The sequence below is a fragment of the Wenyingzhuangia heitensis genome (assembly GCF_011762155.1).
GTDB classification, from domain to species: Bacteria; Bacteroidota; Bacteroidia; order Flavobacteriales; family Flavobacteriaceae; genus Wenyingzhuangia; species Wenyingzhuangia heitensis.
In genome coordinates this window covers 1-13,550 of record NZ_JAASQL010000005.1, presented here as the reverse complement: position 1 = coordinate 13,550, position 13,550 = coordinate 1, and the positions used below count along the sequence as shown (strand labels likewise).

Annotated in this window: 7 protein-coding genes and 1 tRNA gene; 5 read left to right on the top strand and 3 right to left on the bottom strand. The window is 32.3% G+C overall.

Going from position 1 to position 13,550, the window contains the following annotated elements; all coding sequences use genetic code 11:
* Position 1 precedes the first annotated feature (1 nt).
* Entirely contained in the window at positions 2 to 2,851 is a 2,850-nt protein-coding gene (locus FHR24_RS13335; RefSeq protein WP_167189824.1) for a glycoside hydrolase family 2 protein, read from the bottom strand.
* A gap of 160 nt (positions 2,852 to 3,011) precedes the next feature.
* Between FHR24_RS13335 and FHR24_RS13330 the strand changes: the two genes are divergently transcribed.
* Positions 3,012 to 4,154: a hypothetical protein gene (locus FHR24_RS13330; RefSeq protein ID WP_167189821.1), complete on the top strand. Its 1,143-nt coding sequence runs from the start codon at positions 3,012 to 3,014 to the stop codon at positions 4,152 to 4,154.
* A 29-nt stretch (positions 4,155 to 4,183) separates the two neighbouring features.
* Here the strand turns inward: FHR24_RS13330 and FHR24_RS13325 are convergent, their stop codons facing one another.
* Positions 4,184 to 4,945 (bottom strand): SDR family NAD(P)-dependent oxidoreductase, encoded by a 762-nt coding sequence (locus tag FHR24_RS13325; protein WP_167189818.1) that lies wholly within the window; start codon positions 4,943 to 4,945, stop codon positions 4,184 to 4,186.
* 158 nt (positions 4,946 to 5,103) lie between these two features.
* Positions 5,104 to 5,177 (bottom strand) — tRNA-Asn (locus tag FHR24_RS13320).
* A gap of 214 nt (positions 5,178 to 5,391) precedes the next feature.
* Between FHR24_RS13320 and FHR24_RS15760 the strand changes: the two genes are divergently transcribed.
* The 4 genes from FHR24_RS15760 (at position 5,392) to FHR24_RS13300 (ending at position 13,405) form a co-directional block, all read left to right on the top strand.
* On the top strand, positions 5,392 to 7,623 hold the full coding sequence (locus FHR24_RS15760; RefSeq protein ID WP_167189815.1) for a DUF7133 domain-containing protein: 2,232 nt from the start codon (positions 5,392 to 5,394) through the stop codon (positions 7,621 to 7,623).
* 266 nt (positions 7,624 to 7,889) lie between these two features.
* Positions 7,890 to 10,613: a 2-oxoglutarate dehydrogenase E1 component gene (locus FHR24_RS13310; protein ID WP_167189812.1), complete on the top strand. Its 2,724-nt coding sequence runs from the start codon at positions 7,890 to 7,892 to the stop codon at positions 10,611 to 10,613.
* A gap of 44 nt (positions 10,614 to 10,657) precedes the next feature.
* Positions 10,658 to 11,887 carry a 2-oxoglutarate dehydrogenase complex dihydrolipoyllysine-residue succinyltransferase gene (gene odhB / locus FHR24_RS13305; protein WP_208412362.1) on the top strand — a complete coding sequence of 410 codons (1,230 nt, stop codon included), beginning with the start codon at positions 10,658 to 10,660 and terminating at the stop codon, positions 11,885 to 11,887.
* A gap of 78 nt (positions 11,888 to 11,965) precedes the next feature.
* Positions 11,966 to 13,405: an FAD-dependent monooxygenase gene (locus tag FHR24_RS13300; protein ID WP_167189809.1), complete on the top strand. Its 1,440-nt coding sequence runs from the start codon at positions 11,966 to 11,968 to the stop codon at positions 13,403 to 13,405.
* Positions 13,406 to 13,550 lie beyond the last annotated feature (145 nt).

Sequence of the window (13,550 nt, the reverse complement as noted above, 5' to 3'; positions counted from 1 at the left end):
TTTAAAATTCAAAAGTTAAGTCCATTACAATAGGCTTGTCATCATTTCCAAAATAATGCTCACTATTTCCATGAGGTCCTGTACTATCCGAAAACTGAAATTTGGTTCCAATTCCCGGAATGTTCATCACAAAAGAAATATCTCCTTTAGGAAATGTAGGATGTATTTTCTCCTTATGCGCTCCTGATTTATTCACCTTAGGTTCTTCTGGGGTTAACATTCTTAAATAGGTATGCGGAGTTCTACAATACACGGTAAACCCGTTGTTGTTGTTTCCTTTTACTTTAGACCAATAAAGACTAGAGAAAAACCCTTTAAATTCAGGATACACAAACTCATCCTCTCCTGCTTGTCCGGTTACAGTATTGTTGTAATCATTTTCCCAAACTTGAAAACGTGTTCCTTTGGTTCTGTTTCTCCAAACTCGGTAAGGACCGTCTCCTAACCACTTCATTCCTGCTACTTCTTTTTCTGGAAAAGAGAAAGTAATCCCTCTATATCCCTTTAAGTTTCTGTATCCTTTAAACTCCACTTTTAAATCTAACAATCCGTTAGCGTGTACTGTCCATTTTATAATATCTGAACGAACTTCTTTTACAGTTGACCATCCTGGAGACCATTTAGATTCTTCAAAAACGACCAATACCTCTACTTTGTCTTTTGATGGAGTTACGGTAATGTTTTTGATTTTATCTTTCTGACTTAAAATGATAGGTCCGTTATTTAAAGGAATAATCGTAGTTCCTTTTTTAACTTCTTTTAACAAACCTGTTTCTTCAGAAAACACATATTGTATATCTTTAGTTTCTACAGTGATTTGTTTGTTTTTGGTAGCTGTTTTTACAGTTCCATCAGTCGTATAGGCAACATTAGATTTGTTTGCTTCTTTAGGAGTGGCTACAGGATAAGACCATGTAAAAATTTCTTTTCCGTTAGGATCCGTTGCTGTTAAATGCAGAGCATCTGCTGTTTTCCAGTTTTTAGGTTTCTCTACCGTAAATTTCCCTTTTGATGCTGGAGAAAGACTTGGTAAATCCACTTTACTTTTTGAGATGATCTTGTAATTATTTTTATCCTCTGGTCCTTTAAACTGAATCCACTTAGCAGTCATAGTACAAGCCTCTAAATTGATATAATGATATCTGTTTTCTACTCTAAAAATCCCGTTAAAATCATCACGAATAAAACGATCTTCTATAAACACTGGAGACCAAATTTCTTTGATGGTAAAATAACTTGCTTCTTTTTCTCCGTAAGGTCCTACAATTCCGTCAGCAGCCTTGTTTCCTTGCAAATCAATCTCATTATTTCTATCGGTTCTTTCAATTCCCTCATCAGCAAAATCCCATAAAAAACCACCTGCACTTAAAGGTAAATTCCACATTTTCTCCCAATAATCTTGTAAACCTGCACCATGACCACCATCGTACAAACCATGTAAAAATTCTGTAGGAAATAAAATTTTGTCTTTAGAATACGAATCATTTACCAAAGAATGGTAGTGACTGTAGTGAATGGTATTTGTTTTGTTAAAAATGCTCCACGGGTGAATTACTTCTCGGTTTTGAATATCCCATTTTGCATAATCTTGATCCACTTCTGGATTCCAACCTTGCTCATTTCCATTTGCCCACAATAAAATAGACGGATGGTTTACATCACGAACCACAGTTTCTTTTACAATTTTACGAGCTATCTTAGTATCTAACATTGGATTGTGCCACGTACAAATTTCATCAATCACAAAAAGACCAATAGAATCACACACCTCTAGAAAATGTTTATCCGGTGGATAATGTGACATACGAACCGCATTCATGTTCATATCTTTCATCATGTTTACATGCTCTATACTCAATGCTTTTGAAGTTGTACGACCAGAAGCAGGGTGAAACGCATGACGATTTACTCCTTTAAATTTGATACGCTCACCGTTTACATAAATTCCATCACCTTCTAAAATCTCTACGGTTCTAAAACCTATTCTTTCCGTAACACTATGTAGTATATTTCCTCTTTTATCTAACAAATCTATTTTTAGTTGATATAGATTTGGAGTCTCTGGGTTCCATGTTTTAACAGTAGAAGCTTTTGTTACTACACGGAACTTGTTTTTTTCTTTTTTAAGATCTGTAACTTTTAAGTCTTCTACCTTATTTCCTTTCACATCTAATAAAGTTAAGGCAACATGATCTGCTTTTTTAGCTTCTAAAAATAAATCGGCAATAACACTACCGTTTGCTTTAGCATCAATTGCAAAACGATCTATATTTTCTTTAGGTGCAACGCTTAAATATACCGGACGATAAATTCCTCCAAAAATCCAAAAATCAGCATCACGTTCTGCATGGTTGATCGATTCGTTTGCAGAAACCTTATTTACTTTTACCTCTAACAAGTTCTCTTTTCCATAGTTTAATAACTTAGAAATAGAATATGTAAACTCATAAAAAGATCCTTGGTGTATTTCTCCAGCCAACTTTCCGTTAATTTTAACTTCGGCATCCGTCATCACACCTTCAAAAACAATTTTTATGTCTTTGTTTTTCCAATCTTTAGATACGTTAAAGGAATGTTTGTACAAACCAACTTCTTTCGCTCGACCTTCCATTTTATCGCTACCATAATTGTAACTTCCAAAACCTTGCTGTTCCCAACAAGAAGGAACCCCAATTTTTGTCCAAGCTCCGCTTTTTCTTCCTTCTGAGCAATAAAAATCCCACTCTACAAGATGGTCTTTATCTGTACCTGATAGGTAATGAATTTCTGTTCCCTTCTCTGACACTGTAGACTGACCGTTTACCAACGACACACACCACAGAAACAAAAACCAAGCTAACTTATTTATCATTTTCAAAATATTTTTATGAATCTTTTATATAATTTATAAAGTTTATGAACAAACTTTACAAACAAATCTAACTATTAAGAAGATATTTAATAACTTTAACGCATCTTTTACGGTACTTATAACCGTTAAAGTTGTAGCTAAACTGTTTATTATAAAGGGAATGAAATTAAGTAAAGAACAAAAAGATGAAATTGTAAAAACGCTAAAAAACAGTGCTACTTTTAAAAAAGCGACCACTTCTGCTGGTCTTTTACACTATTTATATCAAGCAACTTTAAAAGAAATCAACCTAAAAGAAAGCGTAATTGATTATGAGTTTTTTGGCAACAATGAAACCAACGAAAAGAACAACCCTAGAGTACGAGTAAACGTTTATAATTTGCGAAAAAAAATAAATGCTTATTATGAAAAAGAAGGACAAGATGAAATCTGGAGATTGGCTATTGATAAAGGACAATATCGTGTTAGGTTTTACAAAGAGCAAAAATCTTTTAAAAAAACAAATTGGAAACTAGTTTTACCCTATAGTCTATTAGCTTGTATACTTATAATAAGTCTATTTTTTAGTTTACCTGCCAAACAACCTAAAATTTGGAACTCCTTATGGAACAGCTCCAATCCCACACATTTATTTATTGGAGATTTATATGGAATAACAGGTAAAACAATAACAACCGGACAAGGATGGACAAGAGACTTTAATATAAACAACTCTAAAGAGTTTTATACTTTTATTGACAAGAATCCCAATCTTAAAACAAAACTAAAACCATCTACCTATACCTACACAACTACCATGGCTACTCTAGCTACACAATCTTTACAACGTTGGTATCAAACATACGAGCATCATTTTACAATTCATTTTACCACCAAAAGTTCTACATCTCAAATAAAAGAAGCCAATGCTATTTATGTAGGGCCTTTAAAAGACCATAATTTGTTTCTTCCTTTTTTTAACGAAGGAAATCCATTTTGCTATATTGATGACAAAAATTTGATGATCACCAATCATCCAACAAAACCAGATATTACTTATAGTTTAAATTCTTTTTTAGAAACAGACGAGTATGCTGTTGTCTCTAAATATCCTGCAACGGGCAACACAGAACATTTAGTCTTTTTATCACAACACGACATTGGAGTAACAGCAACAGTAGAATACTTTACCCAAAAAGATAGTCTTAAAAACTTCACCCAAAAATACTTGACAGAAAAGAATTATTTTACAGCCATTTTTAGAGTAAAGGGACAAGATAGGACTAGCATTGATTTAAAACTCATAGAGGTAATTCCTTTTTAGTTTTAAATCGACACATTAAAATACAGACACTATAATAACACACCTCCAGAAACTTCTATACGCTGTCCATTAATCCATTTTGCATCATCGGAACATAAAAAAGAAACAACACCTCCAATATCATCAGCCTCTCCAACCCTTCCCAAAGCAGTAGCACTGGCAAGCATAGTTCGTTTTTGTTCGTTATTTTTATTTTCTCCTCCTCCAAAGTCTGTTGCAACACCTCCTGGAGCAACTACATTTGCTATTATTTTTCTTGGAGCCAATTCTTTTGCTAGAAATTTAGTAAACACCTCTACAGCACCTTTTGCTGCAGCATATGCAGATGAATTAGGAAACGTAAACCTAGTTAAGCCAGATGATATATTAATAATTCGCCCTCCATCTTTTAACAAAGGAACCAGTTGTTGTGTAAGAAAATAAACACCTTTAAAGTGGACATTTACCATAGCATCAAACTGAGCTTCTGTAGTTTCTAAAAAAGGCTGATAAATACCTGTACCCGCATTATTAATTAAAAAATCAAATTCTGGCTGCCCATATTCACTAATCAAATAACTAGATAAGTCGTTAGTAAATTGTTTAAAACAAGAAATATCGCACGTATCTAATTGTAAAGCTTTTGCCTTTAATCCTTTTTTTTCTATGTCTGCAACTACAGTATCTGCGGCTTCTCTATTTTGATGGTAAGTAATTACTACATCAATACCTTTTGCAATCAATTGTAAAGACATTTCTTTTCCCAAACCACGACTACCACCAGTAACCAATGCTATTTTATTTGTTTTCATAAAAAAATAAATTTAAAGAGAAATAAAGATATTTAAAAAAGATAAAAACGCTTCATATTTATAGTGCAAATTCTAAGAACACAGGTTGATTCTTTATAAATAAGACCAGATAATAATCCATAAAAAAAACCTTAACTAATTAAAGTTAAGGTTTTTTGCTCCCCCTCTAGGACTCGAACCTAGGACCCTCTGATTAACAGTCAGATGCTCTAACCAACTGAGCTAAGGAGGAAGTTGCATATAGCTACAAAATCTCGTTTTGCGGTTGCAAATATAATTATAATTTTAATCTATGCAACAATTATAATTATTTTTTTAAAAGATTTTAAAAAAATAAAAATACTTAAGAAGAATTATGAATAGAATAGAAACTAAAAGAAAATATTTTTTTAAAATGATTTTTATTTAATTTTGATCTTTTATTACTATAAATAATTCATTTTTTTGTGAAAAACACTTACTATATACTTATTAGTTTCTTATTTTTTTTAAATAGCTGTAATAACCATAATTTTAACGAACCTACCATATCTTTAGATTCTTATGTTGTAGAAGATGGTTTTTCTTTAAAAGCCATTGCTGCAGAACCTTTTATTGAAGCTCCTGTAAGTATGAGTTTTGACGATAAAGGCAGAATTTGGGTGGTGCAAATGAAAGCTTATATGCAAAATTTGGAGGGAACTGGTGAAGACACCCCTAATGGAAGAATTAGTATTTTAGAAGATCTAGATAACGATGGAGTTACAGATCATGTAAAAGTTTTTTTAGATAGCCTGGTTTTACCCAGAGCCATTGCCCATGTATATGGAGGACTTTTATACGCAGAACCGCCTAATTTGTGGTTTGTAGACATAGAAAACGACAAACCTAAAAACAAAGTACTAGTAGATGCCCATTACACCAAAGGAGGAAATGTAGAACATAGACCTAATGGTTTAATGATGAATATTGACAACTGGATTTACAATGCAAAATCTAGTGCTCGCTACCAAAGAAAAAATGGTGTATGGATCAAAGAACAGACTTCTTTTAGAGGGCAATGGGGAATTAGCAAAGATAATTTTGGTAGAATTTACCACAACAACAATTCAGTTGTTTTAAAGGGAGATCTTGTATTACCAAACACACATACTAAAAATCCATTTTTTAATCCATCCGCAGCATTAGGAAAAAAATTAACTCCCAATCAAAAAATTTATCCTTTACATGCTACCTCTATCAACAGAGGATATATAAAAGGTAGATTAGACAAAGACAGTATTGTGATTAATGCCACTGCTGCATGTAGTCCATTAATTTATAGAGGGAATCAATTTGGGAAAAACTACAATGAAAATGCTTTTGTTTGTATCCCAGAAGGGAACTTAATAAAACGAATTGTTTTAACACAAACTTCAAACAATATACATGGTAAACAAGCTATACCTGAACAAGAATTCATAGCCTCTACAGACGAAGGTTTTAGACCCGTTAATTTATTTAATGGTCCTGACGGGAGTATTTACATTGTAGATATGCACAGAGGTATTTTACAAGACAAGGCTTTTTTAACTCCTTATTTAAAAAACCTTTATTCAAAGAAAAAACTGGACACCATTATGGGAATGGGTAGAATTTTAAAAGTTGAAAAGAACAACAATCCCCCTTTTAAAATTATAAATTTTAACAATCTAAAAACCAAAGAACTTGTACAGTTGTTAGAACACTCAAACGGATGGTATAGAGATAGAGCCCAACAATTATTAATCACAAAAAAGGATTATAGTTCTGTCATTTTGTTGAAAAAACTAATTAAAACATCTAAAAATTCGATAGCACAAATACATGCATTACATACTTTAAACGGTTTGGATGCTATCAGTTTTAATTATCTAGAAGAAGTTATCACCTATACCAATCAAAGCAAAACAACAAGCCATGCATTGGTATTGTTAGAAAAATTTGCCAATAGTAACTATTCTACTAAAATGTTAATATTGATCAATTCACTAATCCATAAAAAAGATTCAGAAATTGACTTATACATCAGTAACTCATTAGGAAATTGGATGCAACTAGCTCCTAAAAATTACTTTCCCGTTTTAACAAAAATAGCTGATAGATACAAAGACCAAGCAATTTATCAAGAAGGAATTATTAGTAGTGTTAGAGGATTAGAAGCTGAATTTTTATTTTTTGCAGAACAAAAAAAATTAAATCCTATTTTAATAAAACTCCTAAATAGTGCGCTAGAAAAAAAGATAGAACAACAACTTAAACAAAATAAAAAACAAAAAAACAAACATCAGAAATCTATAAAATCTGGACAAAAAATATTTAACAACATTTGTGCTACTTGTCACGGAAACCAAGGTCAAGGAATAGAAAGTTTAGCTCCTCCTTTTGTAAAATCAGAATACATTTCTGAATCGTTAGATAGATTAGCTTTAATTTTACTACACGGTTTATCTGGACCTATACACGTAAATGGAGAGCGTTATAATTTAGCGGCAACCATGCCTGGATTAGGAAACAATCCTGAATATACTGATGAAGATATTCAAAACATTATTTATTACCTACAAGACACTTTTTCTCAGGAAGAAAAAAACATCAGTATTCAAAAAATTAAATCTCTTAGGAAAACAACTCCTAAAGAGGGAGTCTTTACTGAAAAAGAATTATTAAAAATTAAGTGATTTTTTCTTTTTTATCTTTTAAAACCAACTCACAAAGGTCTTTAGCTTTTGTGAGTTTTTTTATCAACCTAAAAACAACTCATAAAACTAGAATAACTATTGTTAATTAATGAATTGATTTTTTTCAAAAAAAACAAAAAAAATCAATTTGTTGTAAATTTTATTATTTTAAAGAATAAAACAAATACTTATAGCGTTAAGACCACAAATAAATTAATTTTGTTAGTTAGACAACGAACAACAAAATATAAAGACAACATATTAACATGGATAAATTTTCTTTCCTTAATGCTGCTCATACAGGTTTTATTGCTGATTTATACGAGCAATATCAAATCAGCCCAGATAGTGTTGAGCCTAGTTGGAAAAGTTTTTTTCAAGGATATGATTTAGCAAATGAATCATATGAGGGTGAAAACAATATTGAAGTGCCTCAAGAAGTTAAAAAAGAATTTTTAGTACTTGAGCTTATCAATGGTTATAGAACCAGAGGTCATTTGTTTACCAAAACAAACCCTGTTAGAGAACGTAGACATTACGAACCTACTTTAGATATTCAAACCTTTGGGTTGTCTAACGACGATTTAAAAACCGTTTTTAACGCTGGTGAAGTAATAGGTATTGGTGCTGCTACTCTAGAAACTATTGTAGATAGATTAAAAGAAATTTACTGTGATTCTATAGGTATAGAATATATGTATATTCGTCAGCCAGAAGAAATTAAATGGTGGCAAAGCAGATTAAATAAAAATGCCAATCAAGCTGATTTTAATCTAGATCAAAAAAAATACATCCTTAAAAAATTAACACAAGCTGTTGGTTTTGAAAGCTTTTTACAAACTAAATATGTAGGTCAAAAACGTTTTTCTGTAGAAGGTGGAGAAACTGTAATTCCTGCATTGGCAACCGCATTAAAAAGTGCTTCAGAAAAATTTGGAGTAAAAGAATGTGTATTAGGAATGGCTCACCGTGGTCGTTTAAATACACTTACAAATATCTTTAAAAAACCTGTTCGTGATTTATTCTCTGAGTTTGAAGGAAAAGATTTTGATGAAGAAAATATTGATGGTGATGTAAAATACCATATGGGATTAACTCGTAGCAAAACCTATCAAAATGGTTCTGTTATGAAAATGAACTTATTACCAAATCCATCTCACTTAGAAACTGTTGGACCTGTTGCACAAGGTGTTGCAAGAGCTAAAATTGATAATGAATACAATGGTAACGAAGAAGCTATTTTACCAATTATTATTCATGGTGATGCTGCTGTTGCAGGACAAGGTGTTGTGTACGAAGTAATTCAGATGAGTAAATTAAATGGTTACAAAACAGGAGGTACTTTACACTTGGTCATTAACAACCAGGTAGGATTTACCACCAACTATTTAGATGCTCGTTCTAGTACCTATTGTACAGATGTTGCCAAAGTAACTTTATCACCTGTATTGCACGTAAATGCAGATGATGTAGAGGCTGTTTGTCATGCTATTGAATTGGCTTTAGAGTTTAGAATGAAATTCAAACGTGATATTTTTATCGATTTATTAGGATACCGTAAATATGGTCATAACGAAGGTGATGAACCTAGATTTACACAACCTCAATTGTATAAAAACATCTCAAAACATAAAAACCCAAGAGATATTTATATTGATCAGTTAATTGCTGAAAAAAATATAGATGCAGCATACGCTAAAGGTTTACAAGATGAATACAAAAATTTATTAGAGGATAAATTCTTACAAGCCAAAAGTGATGAGACTTCTAGAGTAATTCCGTTTATGGAAGATACTTGGGAAGGTTTTGTTAGAGAAGGATTAGAAGAAATGTTAACCCCTATAAATACTACATACCCTCAAGGTAAATTAGAAGATATAACAAGAGTTGTATCTCAAAACCCAGAAGGAGTTAAGTTTGTACGTAAAGCACAACGTATTATAGAAGGTCGTGCTAAAATGGTTTTTGAAGACAACAAATTAGATTGGGGGCTGGCAGAAACATTAGCTTACGGTTCTTTGTTAGAAGAAGGATATAACGTTCGTATTTCTGGACAAGATGTAGAACGTGGTACATTTAGCCACCGTCATGCTATTTTAAGAGATGAAGTTTCTGAAGAACGCATCAACTTATTAAACACAAATCAAAACAATAAAGGAGTAATAACTATTTACAACTCTTTATTGTCAGAATACGGTGTTTTAGGTTTTGATTATGGGTATGCTATGGCACACCCTAATACTTTAACTATTTGGGAAGCTCAATTTGGTGACTTTGGTAACGGAGCACAAATTATGTTTGACCAATACATTTGTGCTGCAGAAGACAAGTGGAAATTACAAAACGGTATTGTAATGTTATTGCCTCATGGATACGAAGGACAAGGTTCTGAGCATTCATCTGCAAGAATAGAAAGATACTTACAATTGTGTGATTATGACAACATGACTATTGCAAACTGTACAGAACCAGCAAACATGTATCACTTGTTACGTCGTCACATGAAACGTAATCATCGTAAACCATTAATTGTGTTTACTCCAAAAAGTTTATTACGTCATCCTAAAGCAGTTAACACAATAGAACAATTAGCTGAAGGAGGTTTTCAAGAAGTAATAGATGATACTATTATCAACAAAACCAATGTTAAAAAAGTAGTATTCTGTTCTGGTAAATTCTATTATGATTTATTAGAAGAAAGAGAAAACTTAAATAATGAATCTGTTGCTTTAGTTCGTATAGAGCAATTATTCCCATTACATAAAGAAAAAATACAAGCAGTTATAAATTCTTATCCTGCCGATGTTGAATTTGTATGGGCACAAGAAGAACCAGAAAATATGGGAGCTTGGTCATACATGTTACAACGTTTTGAATTGGTTCCTTTATCTGTAGCCTCTTTAAAATTCTATTCTGTACCAGCTGCAGGATCTAGCGCAAGATTTAAGAAAAGACATCAAGCTGTATTAGACAAAGTATTTCAAGCATAACAACAAAGAACACTAAATAAACAAATAACATATAAAATATTATCATGGTTTTAGAAATGAAAGTCCCATCTCCAGGGGAGTCAATTACAGAAGTAGAAATCGCAACTTGGTTAGTTGAAGATGGTGATTATGTAGAAAAAGACCAACCTATTGCTGAAGTAGATTCAGACAAAGCAACCTTAGAATTACCTGCAGAAGAAAGTGGAATTATTACTTTAAAAGCAGAAGAAGGTGATGCTGTAGCCGTTGGTGCTGTAGTTTGTTTAATAGATATGGAAGCTGCAAGACCTGATGGTGCTGCTGCTCCAGAAAAAAAGGAAGAAGCTCCACAACAAAATAAGCAAGAGGCAGAACCAGAAACTCCAAAAGCGGATGCCCCATCAAATGATGAAAAAACGTATGCTTCTGGAACTGCATCTCCAGCAGCTAAAAAAATATTAGACGAAAAAGGTATCAATGCTGGTACTCTTCAAGGTACAGGTAAAGACGGTAGAGTGACTAAAGAAGATGCTATTAATGCAGTACCTGCAATGGGAAGTTCAGTGGGTAGTCGTGCATCTGAAAAGAAAAAAATGTCTATGTTGCGTAGAAAAGTAGCACAGCGTTTAGTTTCTGTAAAAAATGAAACTGCCATGTTAACTACTTTTAACGAAGTAAACATGCAACCTGTTTTTGACTTACGTAGCCAATATAAAGAAGAGTTTAAAGCTAAGCACGGAGTTGGTTTAGGATTTATGTCTTTCTTTACGTTAGCAGTAACTAGAGCTTTAGAATTGTATCCTGATGTAAACTCTATGATTGAAGGAGATTACCAAATTAAAAATGAGTTTGCAGATATCTCTATAGCTGTTTCTGGACCTAAAGGTTTAATGGTTCCAGTTATCAGAAACGCAGAAAACTTAACTTTTAGAGGAGTTGAAGCAGAAGTAAAACGTTTGGCTTTAAGAGCTCGTGACGGACAAATTACAGTAGATGAAATGACCGGTGGTACTTTTACAATTACCAACGGTGGTGTATTTGGCTCTATGTTATCTACACCAATTATCAACCCACCACAATCTGCTATTTTAGGAATGCACAATATTGTAGAACGTCCTATGGCAGTAAATGGTCAAGTGGTTATTCAACCAATCATGTATGTTGCCCTGTCTTACGATCACCGTATTGTCGATGGTAAAGAATCTGTTGGTTTCTTAGTGGCTATTAAAGAAGCTATAGAGAATCCTATTGAATTGTTAATGAACAACAACCCTAAAAAAGCTTTAGAATTATAAAACTCTAAAACTTTTCTTATATTTAAAAAAGCATCCTAACTATATTAGGGTGCTTTTTTTGATAGAAACAGATGTAAAATGGAGAATGTAGATTTTTTTTGGAAAATATGTAACAAGTGTAAAGGACAAGGTAAGAGAAGTCACGGACTTAGTAAAAAAGTTAAACAACAGTATTTAAAAGATTTAGAAAATCATCAAAGTATTAAGCATTCTAACACTCCTCCAATACTTCCAAAAGGACATCAACATGTATGTAAGACTTGCTATGGAACGGGTTTAGTCAACTCTAAAACTCCACCACTAGCAAATGAAGACTACTCCCCTACTGTTGCTATCATAGGAGGAGGCATTGGTGGTATGGCATTGGCTGTAGCATGTTTACACAGAGAAATTCCTTTTACTCTTTACGAAAGAGATAGTAGTTTTAACTCAAGATCGCAAGGTTATGGTCTTACACTACAACAAGCAAGTAAAGCAATCAGCAAATTCGGTATTAATTCTTTAAAAAATGGAATTATATCAACAAGGCATTTAGTTCACAATACTGATGGAAAATTAATAGGTGAATGGGGAGCTAGAAAATGGATAAAATCAGAATTAAAAGAATCTCTAAAAAATTCAAACATTCATATTGCAAGACAATCCTTACGATTAGAATTATTTAATCAAGTGTGGAATAAAAACTTAATCAAATGGGGACATCAATTAACAGATATTAAACAACTAAACGACAGAAGTATTGAAATTACTTTTAATATAAATGGAGAACAAAAAAAAACAAAAGCTAATGTTGTAGTTGCTGCTGATGGAATTCGTAGTACAGTTAGAAAATTATTAATAAATCAAAACACAACCCCTTTACGCTATTTAGGCTGTATCGTTATATTAGGTATTTGTCCATTAAAAAACCTCAAGGATAAAGAACATCATCTATTAGATTTAGCTACAGTATTTCAAACTGCTAACGGTAACGAAAGAATATACATGATGCCTTATGATTCAGATACAATTATGTGGCAGCTTAGTTTTCCAATGACCGAAAAAGAAGCTAAAAAATTAAGTTCCTTAGGTCCTGAGGAATTAAAAAAAGAAGCTGTTTTAAGAACAAATTGGCACAAACCTATTCCTGAAATTATATCTGTTACATCACAATCTAAAATATCTGGTTATCCCGTCTACGATCGTGAATTACTAACTGCTGATATATTAGATAAATGTGGACAAGTAACTCTAATAGGAGATGCCGCTCACCCTATGAGCCCATTTAAAGGTCAAGGAGCTAATCAGGCTTTACTAGATGCTCTTTCATTAGCAAATCAAATAAAAAAGGAATGTAGATCAAATTCAAATTGGAAAAAAATTGGAATTAGAAAATCTATATTGACTAAGTTTGAAACTGAAATGATAGAACGTAGTAAATCAAAAGTAAAAGATTCAGCTCAAGCAGCAAGTTTATTACATTCTAAAATTGTCTTAGACGAAGTTGATAAACCTAGAGGTTATCGTTTTAAACGATAATATTTAAAATTATTAACCTATTTTTTATCATCTAATCTTTATCAAAATCCAACTTTAAATATTAGATTAATATTCTATTAATAAATAATAGAGTAAATACCAGTCTTAATTAGAGTTATTTATAGAGATAGATGCCTAACGTATC

Excerpts from the sequence above, each read along its gene's own strand:
- FHR24_RS13325 (WP_167189818.1), bottom strand. The coding sequence starts at position 4,945 with ATGAAAACAAATAAAATAGCATTGGTTACTGGTGGTAGTCGTGGTTTG.
- FHR24_RS13335 (WP_167189824.1), bottom strand. The coding sequence starts at position 2,851 with ATGATAAATAAGTTAGCTTGGTTTTTGTTTCTGTGGTGTGTGTCGTTG.
- FHR24_RS13330 (WP_167189821.1), top strand. The coding sequence starts at position 3,012 with ATGAAATTAAGTAAAGAACAAAAAGATGAAATTGTAAAAACGCTAAAA.
- FHR24_RS13310 (WP_167189812.1), top strand. The coding sequence starts at position 7,890 with ATGGATAAATTTTCTTTCCTTAATGCTGCTCATACAGGTTTTATTGCT.
- odhB (WP_208412362.1), top strand. The coding sequence starts at position 10,658 with ATGGTTTTAGAAATGAAAGTCCCATCTCCAGGGGAGTCAATTACAGAA.
- FHR24_RS13300 (WP_167189809.1), top strand. The coding sequence starts at position 11,966 with ATGGAGAATGTAGATTTTTTTTGGAAAATATGTAACAAGTGTAAAGGA.